Annotated in this window: 16 protein-coding genes; 3 read left to right on the top strand and 13 right to left on the bottom strand. The window is 36.9% G+C overall.

What is annotated here, in order from left to right; translation table 11 throughout:
• Nucleotides 1–5 precede the first annotated feature (5 nt).
• A complete protein-coding gene (atpA, locus tag WKT13_RS10795) occupies nt 6–1,595 on the top strand; it encodes a F0F1 ATP synthase subunit alpha (protein WP_340323878.1) in 1,590 nt (529 codons plus the stop codon).
• Nucleotides 1,596–1,601: 6 nt separating this feature from the next.
• Nucleotides 1,602–2,570 carry a F0F1 ATP synthase subunit gamma gene (locus tag WKT13_RS10790; RefSeq protein ID WP_340323877.1) on the top strand — a complete coding sequence of 323 codons (969 nt, stop codon included), beginning with the start codon at nt 1,602–1,604 and terminating at the stop codon, nt 2,568–2,570.
• A 608-nt stretch (nt 2,571–3,178) separates the two neighbouring features.
• Here WKT13_RS10790 and WKT13_RS10785 read toward each other — a convergent pair.
• From WKT13_RS10785 to WKT13_RS10730, 12 genes are all read right to left on the bottom strand, one after another.
• Nucleotides 3,179–5,683: a transglycosylase domain-containing protein gene (locus WKT13_RS10785; RefSeq protein WP_340323876.1), complete on the bottom strand. Its 2,505-nt coding sequence runs from the start codon at nt 5,681–5,683 to the stop codon at nt 3,179–3,181.
• Between the two features lie 43 nt (nt 5,684–5,726).
• Nucleotides 5,727–6,623: a tRNA (adenosine(37)-N6)-dimethylallyltransferase MiaA gene (miaA, locus tag WKT13_RS10780; RefSeq protein WP_340323875.1), complete on the bottom strand. Its 897-nt coding sequence runs from the start codon at nt 6,621–6,623 to the stop codon at nt 5,727–5,729.
• Entirely contained in the window at nt 6,624–7,394 is a 771-nt protein-coding gene (gene lpxA, locus WKT13_RS10775; protein WP_340323874.1) for an acyl-ACP--UDP-N-acetylglucosamine O-acyltransferase, read from the bottom strand.
• Between the two features lie 15 nt (nt 7,395–7,409).
• Nucleotides 7,410–8,789: a bifunctional UDP-3-O-[3-hydroxymyristoyl] N-acetylglucosamine deacetylase/3-hydroxyacyl-ACP dehydratase gene (locus WKT13_RS10770; RefSeq protein ID WP_298617781.1), complete on the bottom strand. Its 1,380-nt coding sequence runs from the start codon at nt 8,787–8,789 to the stop codon at nt 7,410–7,412.
• 8 nt (nt 8,790–8,797) lie between these two features.
• The gene (gene lpxD / locus WKT13_RS10765; protein WP_340323873.1) at nt 8,798–9,829 is read right to left on the bottom strand and encodes a UDP-3-O-(3-hydroxymyristoyl)glucosamine N-acyltransferase; all 1,032 of its coding nucleotides are present in this window, start codon (nt 9,827–9,829) and stop codon (nt 8,798–8,800) included.
• Nucleotides 9,830–9,924: 95 nt separating this feature from the next.
• Complete coding sequence (pyrF, locus tag WKT13_RS10760) at nt 9,925–10,755, bottom strand: orotidine-5'-phosphate decarboxylase (RefSeq protein WP_340323872.1); 831 nt, start codon at nt 10,753–10,755, stop codon at nt 9,925–9,927.
• A gap of 7 nt (nt 10,756–10,762) precedes the next feature.
• On the bottom strand, nt 10,763–11,875 hold the full coding sequence (prfA, locus tag WKT13_RS10755) for a peptide chain release factor 1 (RefSeq protein ID WP_340323871.1): 1,113 nt from the start codon (nt 11,873–11,875) through the stop codon (nt 10,763–10,765).
• A gap of 11 nt (nt 11,876–11,886) precedes the next feature.
• Entirely contained in the window at nt 11,887–13,056 is a 1,170-nt protein-coding gene (locus tag WKT13_RS10750) for an AIR synthase related protein (RefSeq protein WP_340323870.1), read from the bottom strand.
• A 14-nt stretch (nt 13,057–13,070) separates the two neighbouring features.
• Entirely contained in the window at nt 13,071–13,817 is a 747-nt protein-coding gene (locus WKT13_RS10745; RefSeq protein ID WP_340323869.1) for a shikimate dehydrogenase family protein, read from the bottom strand.
• Between the two features lie 13 nt (nt 13,818–13,830).
• The gene (ubiE, locus tag WKT13_RS10740) at nt 13,831–14,568 is read right to left on the bottom strand and encodes a bifunctional demethylmenaquinone methyltransferase/2-methoxy-6-polyprenyl-1,4-benzoquinol methylase UbiE (RefSeq protein ID WP_340323868.1); all 738 of its coding nucleotides are present in this window, start codon (nt 14,566–14,568) and stop codon (nt 13,831–13,833) included.
• A 42-nt stretch (nt 14,569–14,610) separates the two neighbouring features.
• Nucleotides 14,611–15,561, bottom strand: coding sequence for a phosphoribosylaminoimidazolesuccinocarboxamide synthase (locus WKT13_RS10735; RefSeq protein ID WP_298617795.1), 951 nt, complete (start codon nt 15,559–15,561; stop codon nt 14,611–14,613).
• 13 nt (nt 15,562–15,574) lie between these two features.
• On the bottom strand, nt 15,575–16,540 hold the full coding sequence (locus tag WKT13_RS10730; RefSeq protein ID WP_298617798.1) for a PhoH family protein: 966 nt from the start codon (nt 16,538–16,540) through the stop codon (nt 15,575–15,577).
• A 306-nt stretch (nt 16,541–16,846) separates the two neighbouring features.
• Between WKT13_RS10730 and WKT13_RS10725 the strand changes: the two genes are divergently transcribed.
• The gene (locus tag WKT13_RS10725) at nt 16,847–17,650 is read left to right on the top strand and encodes a DUF5715 family protein (protein ID WP_298617800.1); all 804 of its coding nucleotides are present in this window, start codon (nt 16,847–16,849) and stop codon (nt 17,648–17,650) included.
• 974 nt (nt 17,651–18,624) lie between these two features.
• On the opposite strand, the gene WKT13_RS10720 is transcribed toward WKT13_RS10725, so the two are convergent.
• Nucleotides 18,625–18,990: a hypothetical protein gene (locus tag WKT13_RS10720; protein ID WP_298617802.1), complete on the bottom strand. Its 366-nt coding sequence runs from the start codon at nt 18,988–18,990 to the stop codon at nt 18,625–18,627.
• Between the last annotated feature and the right edge of the window lie 6 nt (nt 18,991–18,996).

Below are 18,996 nucleotides of genomic sequence, written 5' to 3'. Positions count from 1 at the left end.
ATAAAATGTCAGATAAAATTAAACCAAGTGAAGTATCACAGGTTCTTATTGAGCAACTAAAAGGCATTGGTGACACTTCCAGATTTGACGAAGTTGGTACTGTGCTTCAGGTCAGTGATGGTGTTGCACGTATCTATGGTCTTCGTAATGCGGAGGCTAACGAGCTTCTCGAATTTGAGAATGGTACAATGGCTATTGTGATGAATCTTGAAGAAGATAATGTCGGTTGCGTTCTTTTAGGTCCAACATCTGGTATTAAAGAAGGAATGATTGTCAAGCGCACAAAGCGTATTGCCAGTATCCGAGTGAATGATAATCTGTTGGGACGCGTTATAAACCCTTTAGGAGAAGCAATCGACGGCAAGGGAGATATAGATCTTTCTAATGCTTTTGAAATGCCTCTTGACAGAAAGGCACCAGGTGTCATTTATCGTCAGCCTGTTAAAGAACCTCTTCAGACTGGATTGAAGGCTGTTGATTCAATGATACCTATTGGGCGTGGTCAGCGTGAGTTGATTATTGGGGACAGACAGACAGGAAAGACTGCAATTGCCCTTGACACAATAATCAATCAGAAGAGTTTTTATGAAGCAGGTAATCCTGTTTATTGTATATATGTTGCGATCGGTCAAAAAGCGTCAACGGTAGCAACGCTTGTGTCAACTCTTAAGGAGCATGGTGCAATGCCTTATACTATAGTCGTTTCTGCAACAGCAGCTGATCCTGCAGCCATGCAGTATTATGCACCATTTGCTGGTGCTGCTATTGGTGAGTATTTTAGAGACCGTGGACTGTCTGCATTGGTTGTATACGATGATTTGTCTAAGCAGGCAGTTGCTTATCGTGAGGTATCGTTGATTCTGCGTCGTCCGTCAGGACGTGAGGCATATCCTGGTGATGTATTCTATCTTCATAGTCGTCTTTTGGAACGTGCTGCACGTATCAATGATCAACAGGAGATCGCAGAACAAATGAACGACTTACCGGAATGTCTAAAAGGGCATGTAAAAGGAGGAGGATCACTAACTGCTCTCCCGATAATTGAGACTCAGGCGGGTGATGTTTCTGCATACATTCCTACAAATGTAATTTCGATCACAGATGGTCAGATTTATCTTGAAACAGATCTTTTCAACCAAGGTTTCCGACCTGCTGTGAATGTAGGTATTTCTGTAAGCCGTGTTGGAGGTTCTGCACAAATAAAGAGTATGAAGAAAGTTGCCGGTACGCTTAAGATAGATATGGCGCAGTATCGTGAGCTGGAAGCTTTCTCGCAGTTCTCAAGTGATATGGATGCTGTTACAGCAATGACACTAGATCGGGGAAGAAAAAACAATCAACTTCTTATCCAACGTCAATATTCACCAATGCCGGTCGGTGAGCAGGTGGCTATTTTGTATTGTGGAACGCATGGGCTTATGCATAATGTTCCTGTTGAAAAGGTGCGTGAGTGTCAAGATGCATTTCTCGATAAACTCCGCTCTTCGTATTCTAAGGATGTTATAGATGTTCTTGCGTCTGGAAAAATCAATGACGAAGTAACTTCAATCATTGAAAAAGTAATGGCGGAGATAGCCGGCCAATATAAAAGCTAATTATATATGCCCTCACTGAAAGAAATAAAAAACCGCATTGTTTCGGTAAATAGTACTCGTAAGATAACGAGTGCTATGAAAATGGTGGCTTCATCAAAACTTCATCATGCGCAGCAGATGATAGAAAATATGCTTCCTTATGAGAACACGCTTGAGCGTATTCTGAAGACTTTTCTTGCGTCTGAAGTTGACGCCCATACTATATTCAGTGAAGCACGAGATGTAAAAAAAGTTGCTTTGGTTGTGTATTCATCAAATAGTAGTTTGTGTGGGGGGTACAATGCAAACATTATCAAGATGATGAATAATGTTGTTGATGAGTACAAAAACACTATTGGTAAGGAGAATATCATAATTTATCCTATTGGTAGAAAAGTTGCAGAACAGGCTAAAAAGAATGGCCTTCAATGTGCTGGAGATTATACTGTATTGGCAGAAAAACCAGCAATAAGTCAGTGCATAGATATTGCTAATGAATTGTGTGAGAAATATGCATCTGGTGAGATTGATAAGGTTGAATTAATATATCACCATTTCAAAAGTGCCGGTTCGCAGATATTACAACGCAGAACATTTCTTCCAATCGATCTTGATTATGACATTGGTGCCGATAATGACAGGGATTTAAGGCTTAAAAGTGTGACCCCTGCCATGCAGGAGTATTTGCGTAATAAAGTAAAGGAAGAAATCAAAGATGCAGAAAGAGCCATTCCACTTAACGATAATTTTATTGTTGAGCCAGATATGGAAACTGTTTTGCAGGCTTTAATACCTCAATATGCGAACCTTATGATTTACACAGCACTTCTCGACAGTAATGCTTCAGAACATGCAGCAAGAATGGTTGCAATGCAAACAGCAACAGACAATGCAGATGAACTCTTACGTGAGCTGAATCTTCAATTCAATAAGAGTAGGCAGCAAGCTATTACTAATGAATTGCTTGATATCGTCGGTGGAAGTGTGAATAATTGACGATAAATACCAAAGAATAAGATCAAAGGAATAGGTCGGACAAAGTAATGTCCGGCCTATTTTATTATAATATTTGATATTCGTAAATCTTATTCATTACTTATAAAAATGTATGAACAGGATTATATAAAAATAATTAGAGAAATCATTCAGAATAAACTATTTCGTATATATATTCAAATATCTGATTCTTGTGGTAATAATTTTGTAGATTAAATGTTATTTGTTTTGTAAAAATGGTTCTTTTAAGCGCTTATATGGTGTTTCTTATAGTATAAAATACTTCATATGAGACGCTCAAATGAACCTTTTGAGAATTTACTTGTTGCATATTAAATATTTGCAGGATATTATAAGGTCTAGAGAGTAAGTAGTGATATTATAATTATTGTATAGATATTACCTATATCTGGGAGTTAAGCATGTGAAACCGTCTTTTAATTATAATTATTTTATTAGCATTATATTTGTTAGATTCTATTTACGTACTTAAAAGATATTATATCCGTTTGTTTTTGTATATAGTATTTTCAACAATAGAGTGGGGAACAAAAAATCAGGAAACAACCTATAAAGGTTATTTCCTGATTTTTCATATATATAGGTAATTATAGATCCTCAAGTCTTACTTCTTCCTCTTCTACCGGACGTAAGTGTTTCCTTTCCTTTGGTGATTCTGTGGAATTATTTTCATGACCACTGCTTTGGGGAACACTGTTTGTACGCTCAATAGGATTTCCATTTTCATCAGTTTCTATAATCTCACCAGCAACAGATGTACTGTCGGTTTCGAGAGAATCTGTTTTTGCTGTTGCATAGTAACTTGGACAATTGTACATGCTATAGGATATATCATTGTCTTTAGGTTTCCCGAATTTTGCATGATATTGCTTGAATGCCGGATCTGCAAGCAATGAGCTTAGGAAATATCCACATATTGGTAGAGCTGTTCTACTACCTTGTCCGAGTGCACCAGTGCGGAAGTGTATACTTCGGTACTCTCCTCCGACCCACGCTCCAACTACCAGATTAGGACTTACACCCATAAACCATGCATCTGAATGGTTGTTGGATGTTCCAGTTTTTCCTCCCCATTCTGTATCATTATATTTTCCTACATATCCCCAAAGGCTTTGGGAGGTACCACCTGGTTCTCTTAATCCTCCAAGAAGCATTTGTTGCATGAGGAAAGCTGATTTGTATGGAATAACTTGTGTCTCTTCTGTTGGACAGCTGTATACTTCTTTACCATCTTTATCAAGTATTTTCACGACAAGAACAGGAGAAATATGTTTTCCGTCATTAGCAACGGTGCAGTATGCGTTTGTCAGTTCCAATAGATTAACATCACTTGAGCCAAGTGCTAGTGACGGAGCATCATCAAGAGGACTTTGAATTCCCATTTTGTTCGCAGTTTCAATAATTCTTTTGATACCCATCTCCTGGCCGAGCCTTACTGCGATTGAATTGATACTTCGTGCAAATGCGCTTTTTAATGGCATGGAATCTCCTGTGAAATATCCGTTGGCATTTGATGGTGTCCATGTAACTACATCTTTTTTCTGTTTGTCATAAACTTCCATACTGAAGTATTCGTCTCTTCTTTTATCACACGGAGTAAGTCCTTGATTCATAGCTTCTGTGTAAACAAAGAGTTTGAAAGTTGAACCAGGTTGTCGCATTGCAGTTACCTTATCATATTTCCATGAGTTGAAATCAATATCTCCAACCCATGCTTTTATTGCTCCGGTTTGTGGTTCCATTGCAACGAATGAGCAGTGCATAAATTTAACCATATAGCGTATAGAGTCCATTGTAGATATTTCTTTCTCAATTACGCCTTTATCATAGTCAAACAGTTTGACTTTGTGTGGTTTATTCAAATAGTATGTTATAGAGTCCGGGTCGTTGGGATATTTAGCAAGAAGATATTTATATACAGGTTGTTTTTTTGCGATTTCTTCTATAAAGTTTGGAATGACTTGGTGTTTCTCATCCCGCCATGGATCTTCTTTTCCCCAATGATTATTGAAATTTCGTTGTACAATTTTCATTTGTTTCAATGCAGCCTGTTCTGCATAGCGTTGTATGCGTGTGTCAATTGTAGTATATATTTTGAGACCATCGCTATACAAATCGTAATTGTTTTCATCACACCAGTCTTTCAAGTAATTTGCTACTGCTTCACGGAAATAAAGAGCCTGACCGTCATAGTTGCTTTCAACATTGTAGTTTAGTTTTATTGGTATTTGGCTTATTGAGTCATATTCAGCTCGGGTTATGTCACCATGTTTCATCATATTGCTAAGTACAACATTACGGCGTTTTATACTGTTGTCTGGATTGGATATTGGATTATAATATGTAGTTGCCTTAAGCATTCCAACGAGTACGGCCGCTTGTTCTGTTGTAATGTCTGCTGGTGTTGTATTGAAATATGTTTTACAAGCTGTTTTTATTCCGAAGGCATTAGATCCAAAGTCTACCGTGTTGGCATACATTGTAAGAATGTCTTTCTTGTCGTATAGATATTCTATTTTTGTCGCAATAATCCATTCTTTGTTTTTCATTATGAGCATTCTTATACCAGGTATCTTGCCTAACAAACCAGTAGAATACTGTGTGCGTACTCTAAACATGTTTTTGGCGAGCTGCTGTGTTATTGTTGATGCTCCACGTGCATCATTTCTTAATATTGCATCTTTAGCAGCTGCAAAAAGTCCTAAGACATCAATTCCATGATGACTATAAAAACGTTCATCTTCTGTTGCAATCAGTGCTTTCCAGAATGCGGGATTAACATCCTCATATTTGACAGGTGTTCTATTTTCATTAAAAAATTTTCCAATAAGTACACCGTCTGCACTATATATCTCTGAGGCTTGATTTGTGCTTGGATTCTTAATTTGTGAGAATCCGGGAGATTTTCCAAAAAGCCAAAGAAAGTTAATATCAACCATTCCAAGGTATATGATGAAAGCAACTAAACATGATACAAAGGCAATTATTGTCTTTATGTACCATGCTTTATTTTTATATAAATTTTTATACCAAGTGAAAGATGATGCGACTGTTTGTCTACACCATTGTAGAATATTTTTAAATTTGTTCATTATTTTATATGATTTTGTGCAAATGTACAAAAATAGTTCAATCCTATATGTTGTTTTCTATATAATTTATGATTTCTTTAGTATTATGAGGAGCAAACCAAGTGATAGTATTGTCACGTTTGAACCATGTTTGTTGTTTTCTGCAGTAACACCGACTATTACTTTGTATTTTGCGTATTGCTTCGTCTAAAGGTATATTTCCATCAAAATATTCGAACAATTCCTTGTAACCTACAGTATTTAATGAATTGTATTTTCGGTATGGATAAACAGTCTTAGCTTCGTTAAGTAATCCTTCATTTATCATATCTAATACTCTTGTATTGATATGATTATAAATATATTCACGCTCTGCGGTAAGTCCAATTTTGATAATATTGAACGGCCGTTCTTTAATTTCTTTTCTCAAATATGATGAGTAAGTATTTCCTGTCATATGACATATCTCAAGAGCATGCACAACTCTACGTGGATTTTTTTTATCAACAATTTTCCAATGATCATAGTCAAGAGTGCGAAGTTCCTCAACAAGTCTTTCAAGACCTTCATCCTCAAGTCTTTTTTTCATTATCTCTCGTGTGTTGTTATCAATCGTCGGTATGTCATCAATGCCATTGCACACAGCATCAATATACATCATGCTGCCACCACTCATTAACGCAATATGACCCTCCTGAAATAGATTATTCAGGAGAGTCATTACGTCTGCTTCAAACATAGAAGCGCTATAGTAATCTGAAATATGGTGATTACCTACAAAAAAATGTTTTACTCTCGTTTGTTGTTCTTGGGTCGGTGCTGCAGTTCCAATAGGTATTTCTGCAAAAATCTGCCGTGAATCTGCATTGATGATAGGAATATTAAAGTGTTCTGCTACTTCTATTGCGACTTTTGTTTTGCCGATACCGGTTGGTCCTAATATTACAATGAGAGTGTTCATTTAGCGGATAATCCCACGTTTAGATGATTCTACAAAATCAATTATATATTGTATTTCTTTTGTTATTTGCAGATTCTTTTTAATCTCCATAATCCCTTCTGCCATAATTCCTTTTGAATACAACAGTCTGTATGCGTTATGGATAAGATCTATCAATTCGTTTGAGAAACCATGGCGACGTAATCCTACCAGATTTATCCCTGCATATCTGATAGGTTCCTTTCCTGCGATTATATATGGTGGAATGTCTTGACTGAAACGGCTTCCACCTTGAATCATTACATATCCACCAATACGACAGAATTGATGACATAATACACTGCCACTTATAACAGCATTACTATCAACAATTACTTCACCGGCGAATTTTGTAGAATTGCCAATAATGAGATTATCGCCTAAAATACAATCATGGGCTACATGTGCTGTTTCCATGAGGAGATTGTTGTTTCCTACCTTTGTGGTTCCTTTTGAGGCTGTACCACGAGATATTGTTACATTTTCTCGAATACTGTTTCTGTTGCCAACTTCACAAGTAGTTGCTTCTCCACGATATTTCAGATCTTGTGGTTTTGTGGAAATGCTTGCTCCTGGAAATATTTCATTATCATTGCCAATCCGAGCCCCATTATGTATTGTTACACTATTCATCAATACATTATTATTGCCAATAATAACATCTTTGTCTATGTAACAAAATGGTCCTATAATATTATTGTTGCCAATCTGTGCTTCCGGATGAATGTATGCTAATGGACTTATCTGGTTCATTTTGATATATATATCTTATTTATTTTTTACTATCTGAGCTGTAAATGTTGCTTCTGATACAATATGATCTCCGACGAATACATATCCTTTCATTGATGATATACCATGCCGTAACGGTGCTAGCAGATCCACCTTAAATATTAAGGTGTCTCCAGGAACAACCTTTTGTCTGAATTTCACTTCATCTATTTTCATGAAGTATGTAGACCAACGTTCAGGTTCTTCAACAGTATTAAGAACTAATAATCCTCCGCATTGTGCCATCGCTTCTATTTGAAGAACTCCTGGCATGACTGGTTCTTGAGGAAAGTGTCCAACAAAGAAGGGTTCATTGCTTGTGACATTTTTAATACCAACAATGCTGGTCGCACCTAAAGATATAACCTTATCAACAAGTTGCATAGGATAGCGGTGTGGTAAAAGCTCTCGAATACGTATATTATCCATTATTGGTGTTTCGTTTGGATTATATATTGGTGCTTGTACCTCATGTTTACGTATTTCTTTACGCATCTGTCTTGCGAACTTATTATTGATAGTATGTCCAGGGCGAGTTGCAATAATACGACCTTTTATAGGTTTGCCTATTAATGCCATATCACCAATTATATCCAATAATTTATGACGTGTACATTCGTTTTCCCATACCAAAGGTTTGTGTTGGATATAACCTAATTCAGAAGCGTTTCTGTGTTCTACTTTAAGCATATCTGCCAACTTATCCAAACGTTCCTGAGTTGTTTGCTGTTCATATATTACGATTGCATTATCCATATCACCCCCTTTTATTAAATTTGCATTTAATAAAGGTTCTATATCGCGTACAAAAACGAATGTTCTGGCAGGAGCAATCTCTGTTGCAAAATCATTTATTTTGTCAAGTGTGGCAAACTGACTGTTGATGAATTTGGAATTGAATGAACACATTGCGGTAAGACTGAAATCATCATCCGGAAGTATAGTTATACATGAATTACCGTCTTTGATTTCTATCTTATGGCGTATTATATACCAATCTTTGGGCGCATTTAATTCCTCAACACCAACTTCTTGTATTTTTTGTATATACATAGCTGCACTACCGTCAAGAATTGGGAATTCCGGACCATTTACTTGTATGAAGCAGTTGTCAATACCAAGTGCATAAAGAGCAGCCAAACCATGCTCTACAGTGGATATACGTATATCACCCTTTCCTAGTACGGTGCCTCGTTGGGTATCTATAACATTCTCTGCCACAGCATCAATAATTGGCATGCCTTCAAGATCGATACGTTGAATTTTGTATCCGGTATTTTCTGGTGCAGGATTAAATGTTACCGTAAGGCTTAATCCTGTATGCAGTCCTTTCCCGCACAGAGAAAAACTGCCTTTCAGAGACATTTGTTTCAACATAATATATATTATTTTTTCTTTAATTCGTCTATTTGCTTCTGTAGATCAGCAATTTGTTTATATAATTCAGGCAATCTGCGGAATATTGCTTGGGATTTGAAATATTTCTGTGGTTCCATTGGTGGTGTGCCAATAAGTTTTTCATTACCTTTAATATTTCCAGGAACACCTGATTGTGCGCCTAAGAAGGTTTTGTCTCCAACAGTAATATGTCCTGCCAATCCGACTTGACCACCAAACATACACCAAGATCCAACTTTTGTGCTTCCCGCAATACCAACCTGAGCAGACATAACTGTATTTTCACCAACTTCTACATTGTGGGCAATTTGTACAAGGTTATCAATTTTTACACCTTTTTTTATTAGAGTTTGTCCCATTGTGGATCTGTCAATGCAACTGTTGGCTCCAATCTCAACATCATCCTCTATTTTTACTATCCCAATTTGTGGTATTTTATCATAACCTTCTGTGTTAGGGGCAAATCCAAATCCGTCAGCTCCAATAACACTTCCAGAGTGGATTGTTACTTTATTTCCTATCTTACAATCGTGATATATTGTAACATTGGCATATATAAGACATGCATTGCCAAGAATTACATTATCTCCAATAACGGAGTTAGGGTATATTTGGCATTGATCTCCTATTTCTGCATTGTCTCCAATAAATGCAAATGGTCCGATATAACAATCTTTTCCAATAGTTGCCGTTGGTGATACATAAGCTAATGAATGAATACCTGTTTTTTTAGGTTTACTTGCTTCATATAATTGTAATAATTTTGCAATACATTCATATGCGTTTTTAACGCGTATGAGTGTGGCCTTTACAGGTTTGTCCAGTTTGACATCTTCATTTACTAGAACTATTGATGAGTTTGTGTCATAAAGATAGTGAGTATATTTAGGATTGGAAAGAAAAGAAATTGCACCTTCTATACCTTCCTCAATTTTTGCAAAGGTATGTACAGAAGCGTTTAAATCTCCTTCAACAACTCCTCCAATAAATTCAGCTATCTGTTTAGCAGTAAATTCCATCGTCCTTTTTTAATTATTATATCTGCAAATATAATAAAATTAATTTATAATATATGTATGGGGTGATAATATTACGATAGCTATAATCATTTATATTATAATACACAACGTGTATTGAGCTCTTTTGCCATTTCTATTTGTATTTCATGTGCTTTTTGAGCTGCTACTGTCGCAAAATCCTCACCATTACTTGCATATATGATTCCTCTGGAACTGTTAACCAATAGTCCACATTCTTTTGTCATACCATATTTGCATACTTCGTTCAAAGATCCTCCTTGAGCACCAACTCCAGGTACAAGAAGAAAGCTGTCTGGTACAATTTTTCTGATGTCTTCAAACATCTGACCTTGTGTCGCACCGACAACATACATCATGTTTTCTTTGTTTCCCCAAACTTTTGATTTATATAAAACTTCTTCAAACAGTCTGGTTCCGTTTTTGTTTTCTGTCATCTGGAAATCATGTGAGCCTTTATTACTAGTAAGAGCTAACAATATAACCCATTTGTCTTTATATGTTAGAAATGGAGTTATACTGTCTTCTCCCATATATGGAGCTACTGTAAGTGCATCGATATTGTATTCCTCAAAAAAGGTTCTAGCATACATTGCAGATGTGTTTCCTATATCGCCACGTTTTGCATCTGCAATTATGAAGTGGTGTGGATAATTATCCTTTAAGTATTTTATGGTTTTTTCAAAGGCAATCATTCCTTTTACACCAAAGGCTTCATAGAATGCCAAATTTGGCTTATATGCGACGCAGTAAGGTGCTGTGGCATCTATGATTTCTTTATTGAATTTGAATATTGGGTCATCATCTTTGAGAAGGTGTGGAGGTACTTTCTTAAGATCAGTATCCAAACCGACACAAAGAAATGATTGTTTTATTTTTATTTCTTTAATTAAGTCTTGTCTATTCATAATACTTTTATAATTCAGATTCTTTCATTCTTTCAGCGTTTTCAGCTACAGTCAGAGCGTCTATCATAGCTTGAATATCCCCATTCATGAATCCTTGTAGATCATGTGTTGTATAACCGATTCTATGGTCAGTTACTCGGCCTTGTGGATAATTGTATGTGCGTATTTTTGCGCTTCTGTCTCCAGTTGAGACCAGTGTTTTCCGCTTATTTGCTATATCATCAATATATTTCTGATGTTCTTTGTCATATATGAATGTACGAAGTCTTGCTAATGCACGTTCTTTATTTTTAGGCTGATCTCTTGTTTCTGTACATTCAATGAGGATTTCTTCTTCTTCTCCGGTATTGGGATTTTTCCACATATATCTTAGTCTGACACCAGATTCTACTTTATTTACGTTCTGGCCACCAGCACCACTACTTCTAAATGTATCCCATTTTATTTCTCCCTCATTGATATTCACTTCAAATTTGTCTGCTTCAGGTAGTACTGCCACTGTTGCTGCGCTTGTATGCATTCTGCCTTGAGTTTCTGTTGCCGGGACCCGTTGTACCCGATGTACACCGGATTCATATTTCATGGTTCCATATACGTTTTCTCCACTTACGGCAAAATCTATTTCCTTAAACCCACCAACAGCGCCTTCACTTACACTTACAACAGATAGATTCCATTTTTTTGAATCACAGAATTTTTTGTACATATTGAAAAGATCTCCTGCAAATAAGGCTGCTTCATCTCCACCAGTACCAGCCCTTATTTCCATTTGTATGTTTTTAGCATCTTCTGGATCTTTGGGAATGAGAGCTTGTTTTATTTCATTTTCAATTTTAGGTAATAAATCCTCGTTGGTATTTAATTCTTCACGTGCTAATTCTTTGATTTCTGCATCAGTTTCATTAGCCAATAGATCTTTTGCCTCTTTTATTGAATTTATACATGAAATGTATCTCTTCCGGGCATCCATTATGTCTCCCAGTTCTTTATATTCTCTGGTAAGTTTTATGAATCTGTCCTGATTTGCTATAACATTAGGGTCCGTTATTAATGTGGATATTTCTTCATAACGGTTTTCCAAGCCATTTAATTTCTCTAATATATTGTTCTGGTCGGCCATAGCGTCATGTTTTAGTATTTGAAGACTCCAAATTCAGATTCAATGGTCAGGCCTTTTTCCCCTTCTTCTACACGGCCTATAATTTGGGCGTCTATGTTGAAGCTCTTACTTATTTCGATTATTCTATCAACATGTATTTTATCTACATAAAGTTCCATTCTGTGTCCCATATTGAACACTTTATACATTTCTTTCCAAGCTGTTTCGCTTTCTTCACGAATAATTTTGAATAAAGGAGGGACAGGGAACATGTTGTCTTTTATGACATGGCAATTGTCATTTATAAAATGTAATATCTTTGTTTGAGCACCACCTGTACAATGTATCATTCCATGGATTTCATGTCGTAATTCGTCTAAAATTTTCTTTATAACAGGAGCGTACGTACGGGTTGGTGAAAGTACGAGCTGTCCAGCATCAACTCCAAGTTTCTCTATTTCGTCAGTAAGTTTGTAATGTCCACTGTAAACAAGTTCGTCTGGAACACTGTGATCATAACTTTCTGGGAATTTTTCTGCGAGATATTTTGCAAATACATCATGGCGAGCACTTGTCAGACCATTGCTTCCCATTCCTCCATTGTATTTGTTTTCATATGTAGCTTGTCCGAATGAAGCTAAGCCAACAATCACATCTCCTGGTCGTATGTTGGCATTATTTATGATATCAGAACGTTTCATTCTGCAAGTAACGGTTGAGTCAACGATAATTGTACGCACAAGATCACCAACATCTGCAGTCTCACCACCTGTTGCATATATACCAACTCCCATGTTTCTTAATTCAGCCAGAAGCTCATCTGTTCCATTGATTATGGCGGATATGACATCCCCTGGTATCAACATCTTATTGCGTCCAATTGTGCTTGATACCAAAATATTATCTGTTGCTCCGACACATAAAAGGTCATCTGTATTCATAACAATTGCATCTTGAGCAACACCTTTCCATACATTTGTGTCACCTGTTTCTTTCCAGTACATGTATGCAAGAGAGGATTTTGTACCAGCTCCGTCTGCATGCATTATGTTGCAATACTCTTCGTCTCCTCCAAGTATATCAGGCATTATCTTGCAGAATGCTTGTGGATATAAACCTTTATCAATATTTTTGATGGCGTTGTGCACATCTTCTTTAGCGGCGCTTACGCCACGCATCATATATCTGTTAGAATTGTCCATAATCGATTTTTGTGTTATTCGTTTCCATTCCAGAATTCCCAGCTTGCAAATGCTTGTAGTAAAAGCATTTCTACACCGTTCTTTGTTGTAGCTCCATATTCAGCTCCTCTTTTCAAGAAAAGAGTTTCATCCGGATTGTATATCAAATCATACAATATTGTATTGCTATTCATTGCTTCATAAGGTAGGTTGGGGCAATTGTTAATATTGGGATACATACCTAGTGGAGTACAGTTTACAATAACATTATATTCTTTTATGATTTCCGGAGTGACAGCGCTATATGGTATTGCCCCTTTTTTCTCAGAACGACTTACAAATAATGTTTCCAACCCCAGCGATTTCAAGCCGTAGTTTATTGCTTTTGATGCACCACCAGTTCCGAGAATAAGAGCTTTTTTATGAATGCTTTCCAACATAGGTTCAATACTACGTGTAAATCCAATCACATCGCTATTGAATCCTTTTAGCTGGGTCTTATTTCCTTTATGAGTTATTCGTACCACATTTACAGCACCGATTTCTCTAGCTTCTTCACTAATATAGTCCAGATAAGATATAACTTTCTCTTTATATGGAATCGTTACATTCAGGCCTTTTAGTTCAGGGTTTGATGCCAATATTTCTGGTAAGGTATCAATTGCTGGGATTTCGAAATTAATGTATTCTGCATTAATATTCTCACTTTTAAATTTTTCGTTAAAATAACTGATAGAGAATGAATGTCCCAACGGGAATCCTATAAGTCCATATTTATCCATAAGCATCGTTATTTTATTTTGTTGCAAAATAAGTGGTGCAGATTCCAAATGTATGGCGCTTGAAATTAGCTTCAGTAAAGCCTGCGTTTTTGAGAATATCAACCATTTTTTCTCCTTGTGGAAAAGCCTCTATTGTTGCAGTAAGATATGAATAAGCCACTTTGTCGTGTGATATCAGTTTTCCATATAGTGGTAGAAACGTATGGGAATATATCTTGAACAATTCCTTCATAGGATGGCTTACTGGAGCAGTCAACTCAACTATACTAAGATGGCCTCCCTTTTTAAGAACTCGGTGCATCTCTTTAATGCCACGGTCGAGGTCGGCAAAATTTCTTATACCAAAAGCAGCTGTGACAGCATCAAAGGTATTGGCATCAAAAGAAAGATTCATACAATCTTCCTTTTTGAATGTTATGATGCTGTCCAGCCCAAGTTTTTTCACTTTACCTTTTCCTATTTCCAGCATTCCGTCACTTATGTCGGCACCTACAATCAATTTGGGTGTGAGCATATGTGCTGATTGTATGGCAAAATCACCTGTTCCTGTCGCTATATCAAGAATAGATTGAGGATTATACTTTTTCAGACAACATACAGCAGTCTTCCTCCACCATTTATCTATGTTCCAAGACAATCGGTGATTTAATTTGTCATATGAGTGAGCGATATTATTGAACATGTGCGCAATCTGTTCTCCTTTATCGCTGTTCGGATTGTAGGGCTTTATTTCTTCTTGTTTATATGCCATTACGTAAATGAAATGCTGTCAATGTTTAGAGGTTGTATGATATTATTTGAGTGTAGCGAGATAAGTCTTTACATTTTCCTCTATTCTTTTTGCAATATCATCAGAATCCTGCGCTTTTACGAATTTTTCACCTGTGATATGCTCGTAAAGTTCTATATACCTTTCGCTGACACTGTCTGCATACTCATCCGTTATTTCCGGCATTGTCTGTCCTGGTTCGTTCATGAAGTTGTGTTCAATGAGCCACTGTCTTACGAATTCCTTGGAGAGTTGTTTCTGTGGAAGGTTCTGGGCTAATTTCTCCTCATAACCATCTGCATAAAAATAACGGCTGCTGTCTGGAGTGTGTATTTCGTCAATGAGATACACTTTGCCATCGCGCTTACCAAACTCATATTTTGTGTCTACGAGTATAAGACCGTGTTTCTGTGCGATTTCCTGACCACGTTTGAACAACTGTCTTGTGTATTTTTCCATAACCTCATAATCTTCAGCGCTGACAATGCCTTGCTTGATTATTTCCTCTTTGGATATATCCATATCATGGCCTTCGTCTGCTTTTGTTGTAGGTGTGATTATAGGCTCTGGAAATCTTTCGTTCTCTTTCATGTTGTCTGGCAGTTTTACTCCGCAAAGTTCACGGCAGCCATTTTTATATGCTCTCCATGCTGATCCGGTGAGTATTGAGCGGATAATCATTTCCACTCTGAAACCTTCGCATTTCAGACCGACTGTCACCATTGGATCTGGTGTAGCAAGTTTCCAGTTAGGGCAGATATCTGTTGTTGCATCCAGGAATTTTGAAGCGATCTGGTTTAGCACCTGTCCTTTGTAAGGGATACCTTTTGGCAGAATAACGTCGAATGCCGAAATTCTGTCTGTGGCAATCATTACGATAATGTCATCGTTGATGTCATATACATCACGCACTTTGCCGTGGTAAACACTTTTCTGTCCATCGAAATGGAAGTCGGTTGCTGTTAATGCTTTCATATTTTTATATGTTTTAGTTATTCTTGTTGTCGTTTGTGAACAGTTCTTTGTCATGCGTATCGTAAGCATTTACTATTTTAGTAACTAGTTTGTGTCTTACGATATCTTTTCCGGACAGATTCACAAACGATATGTCTTCGATATTTTTCAGTATGTTCATGGCATCGATGAGTCCGCTTTTCTGTCCTCGGGGCAGATCTATTTGCGTGACATCTCCTGTTATTATCATTTTTGTGTTCCACCCCATACGTGTTAGAAACATTCTGATTTGCGCAGGTGTTGTGTTTTGTGCCTCATCGAGAATAACAACTGCATCATTCAGTGTACGTCCTCGCATGAATGCAAGTGGGGCAATCTGGATGATATTCTTCTCCATCATGTCCTGCAGTTTTACTTGCGGTATCATGTCTTCGAGTGCATCATAAAGAGGTTGAAGATATGGATCAATTTTTTCTTTCATGTCACCCGGCAGGAATCCAAGTTTCTCACCGGCCTCTACAGCAGGACGGCTTAGTATTATTTTTTTGATGGCTTTCTCCTTGAGTGACTTTACTGCTAGTGCTATGCTCAGGTATGTCTTGCCTGTACCAGCCGGACCTATAGCAAATATCATATCCTTTTTTTCGTATTCGTCTATCAGTTTTTGCTGATTTGCACTACGACTTTTTATAGGTTTTCCGGATATATTATAAACAAGTACATCTTTTACAGCATCGCCTTTGGTCTGTCTGCCCTTAATAATGTCCAGTATGTCTTCTTCGTTGATAGAGTTGAATTTGAGAACATGCTTCCGCATCAGTTCTATTTTTTCTTGGAAACAAGTGATGTCGTTGTCGTCTCCAAGTACTCTTACGACATTGTCTCTTGCCACAATTCGCAGTTTGGGGAACAGTGATTTTATCATTTGCAGATGACTGTTTCCTACACCGTAAAACGCGACAGGATCGATGTCTTCCAATATAATATGTTTCTCTATCAAGTTTTTTCGTTATTGTTTCGGATGCAAAGTTAGCTTAAATAGTATAAAAAACAAAATAAAAGTGTATTTAAATTTATTTATGGTATAGTCTGTGATACAGATGCTTTTATGACTGATGTATGCGGTGTTATGCTATATGTAGTAGTGATGATATATCTCCCTTGATTATTTGGTCTATCAGATGTGTGTTTTAATGCTATTGAATGTAAGCTTTGTATTTATGTTGTTAATATATGTGTTTTTTGTGTAACACATTTGTGTTAAGTTCTGAAAAAATATTACTTTTGCAGCGATTTTGTATTTACGATGAAGATTTCTAAAAAAACATATTTACAGGTATTCGGGCTTATAGTAATATTTCTCGCATTCATACGTTGTCTGTTCCCTTCGATAGCTGAACCGAAAGCAAACAGTAACATGAAAACACCGAGTATCAGTCATGAACAGCAGGTTCCATCAAAAGAATTTGAGGCAGAGGTGACAGTAAGGACTGTTTCTGCCGTAAAATCACGTTTTTTCAAATCGGATGGTACTCTTACCAAAAATCCTATATATAGTGTTCCACATTTTGGGAACACGTTTCCTGACCAGAATGATGTACAGCTTTTGTCTGCAAAAAAACATGGTGTCGATGCGGTGATTGATCGTGCTGATGCGGAAAGACGGAAGGCGGAACTTGTGTATGTGGGAAGCAATCCTTACTTTCATGTTGATAAATTGTATAGCAGCATACCATATTTGGTACCGAAAGCTTCAGTGCTGTTGCAAGATATCGGGCGGAATTTTTTTGATAGTTTGCAGATAAAGGGTATTCCTCTTCACAAAATTATTGTTACGAGTGTGTTGCGCAGTAAGGAGGATGTAAAGAAATTGCGTGGTCATAATGGCAATGCAACGGAGAACAGCTGTCATCTTTATGGCACAACATTTGATATATGTTACAACCGCTATAAGACTGTGGAGGATCCGACTGGCCCCAAACGCCGTGTTGTGAGAAACGATACATTGAAATGGGTATTGAGTGAAGTTCTCAATGACTTGCGTCGCGAGAAAAGATGTCTTGTGAAGTATGAGGTGAAACAGGGTTGTTTCCACATTACCGTAAACTGAACAAGAAAGTATTTTCTTTTGGTGTATTATTAGTTTAACGGTTTACATATAGAGAGTATAGTAAGGTAACAGTAAAATAGTTTCTATATATCAGCTGATGGTATTTGTTTGGACAAATATCTTGTAATGTATATGTTTGATACCTGTTATTAGCAGAAAGGAAAGTAATCGGGGCTGTTACAAATTTTCAGTATAATGCGATTTTTCCGTCTGAGTTTTCTGTTCTACCCCAAAAAATAAGCGAGAATTCGCAATTTGACTTTCCTTTTGATGCAAATGCGCGAGAAATAATGATATCACACAAAAAGTTGTATACCAATAACTTATATTTATGGACGATTTTTTGTCACACGGAATGCACCGTTCGGGTACGTGATATGGCCCGTTTCAGAGGCTAAAACGTGCGATATCACACCATGATACGGGCGTAATCAGAGCCTAGAATGGGCATAAACGGAATGTAATATGGATTATCGGGTATCACGCAACATGGTATACGATAAGGTTATAAAGACATAACGGGTTTTTCTTATGATGTATTAAACATTTCCTTACATCTCTTTCTTGACTTTATTTTGTCAAAATAAAGTCAAGAAAATCTGTAAGTACGGCGTCCGAGTTTTCTCGAAAAACGTAGACATGACAGCTGAGGATACACACCGGAAACATGCGTCCTTCTTGTGCTTTGGATTTATCGGTTGTGGCAATACTGATTTATCGTTACGCGTAGGATGCACAGCATTGTTCATACAGGCTCCGCATAATCGGAAGTATTTCTTCATTACGTGATGCCTTATGTATAAAACCAATCCTCATTGAATTTCTACAGAGCCTATATTTTTTTGATATGTACATAAATGTTTTCATCTGGTTTCAAAATATTATGGCATGAGGATGTTGCAGGTTATGTATATTTATAATTGCATATATGCAACTATAAAAAGATTGTGTTAGTGGAAAACCGTTTGCGATTGCTATTTCCTATATTCATATTCATCCTTTGCCCATATGATGTGTCCGTCTAAATCGTAATAATGGTCTCTCATCATCCATTGCTGTTTTATTCCGTTTTTATTTTTTATTTTTCTTAGACGAGAGATTTTTTTTATAATAAAGCATCCTTTACGTTTAAGTATATTCAGACCTTCATCTATTTTTGTACTTTCTTTTCCGTCCGGACTTATTCTCCATAGCTCATGATTGTTTTCCGGTGAGGTTTTAGAAAATGGACTCCTCTCAATGCAGATGAATATATATTTTCCTTTGGGCGCTATGTATGTTGCAGATATGGATGAATAGGCAAATGGCGTGAAGTTGACATCTGTGTTTCTATTGGTCATTACATC

The sequence above is a fragment of the Prevotella sp. HCN-7019 genome (assembly GCF_037890215.1).
Classification (GTDB): domain Bacteria; phylum Bacteroidota; class Bacteroidia; order Bacteroidales; family Bacteroidaceae; genus Prevotella.
This window is presented reverse-complemented; position numbering and strand designations above follow the sequence as displayed.

Coding starts and splice junctions, on each gene's coding strand:
- atpA (WP_340323878.1), top strand. CDS start 6: ATGTCAGATAAAATTAAACCAAGTGAAGTATCACAGGTTCTTATTGAG.
- WKT13_RS10790 (WP_340323877.1), top strand. CDS start 1,602: ATGCCCTCACTGAAAGAAATAAAAAACCGCATTGTTTCGGTAAATAGT.
- WKT13_RS10785 (WP_340323876.1), bottom strand. CDS start 5,683: ATGAACAAATTTAAAAATATTCTACAATGGTGTAGACAAACAGTCGCA.
- miaA (WP_340323875.1), bottom strand. CDS start 6,623: ATGAACACTCTCATTGTAATATTAGGACCAACCGGTATCGGCAAAACA.
- lpxA (WP_340323874.1), bottom strand. CDS start 7,394: ATGAACCAGATAAGTCCATTAGCATACATTCATCCGGAAGCACAGATT.
- WKT13_RS10770 (WP_298617781.1), bottom strand. CDS start 8,789: ATGTTGAAACAAATGTCTCTGAAAGGCAGTTTTTCTCTGTGCGGGAAA.
- lpxD (WP_340323873.1), bottom strand. CDS start 9,829: ATGGAATTTACTGCTAAACAGATAGCTGAATTTATTGGAGGAGTTGTT.
- pyrF (WP_340323872.1), bottom strand. CDS start 10,755: ATGAATAGACAAGACTTAATTAAAGAAATAAAAATAAAACAATCATTT.
- prfA (WP_340323871.1), bottom strand. CDS start 11,875: ATGGCCGACCAGAACAATATATTAGAGAAATTAAATGGCTTGGAAAAC.
- WKT13_RS10750 (WP_340323870.1), bottom strand. CDS start 13,056: ATGGACAATTCTAACAGATATATGATGCGTGGCGTAAGCGCCGCTAAA.
- WKT13_RS10745 (WP_340323869.1), bottom strand. CDS start 13,817: ATGGATAAATATGGACTTATAGGATTCCCGTTGGGACATTCATTCTCT.
- ubiE (WP_340323868.1), bottom strand. CDS start 14,568: ATGGCATATAAACAAGAAGAAATAAAGCCCTACAATCCGAACAGCGAT.
- WKT13_RS10735 (WP_298617795.1), bottom strand. CDS start 15,561: ATGAAAGCATTAACAGCAACCGACTTCCATTTCGATGGACAGAAAAGT.
- WKT13_RS10725 (WP_298617800.1), top strand. CDS start 16,847: ATGAAGATTTCTAAAAAAACATATTTACAGGTATTCGGGCTTATAGTA.
- WKT13_RS10720 (WP_298617802.1), bottom strand. CDS start 18,990: ATGACCAATAGAAACACAGATGTCAACTTCACGCCATTTGCCTATTCA.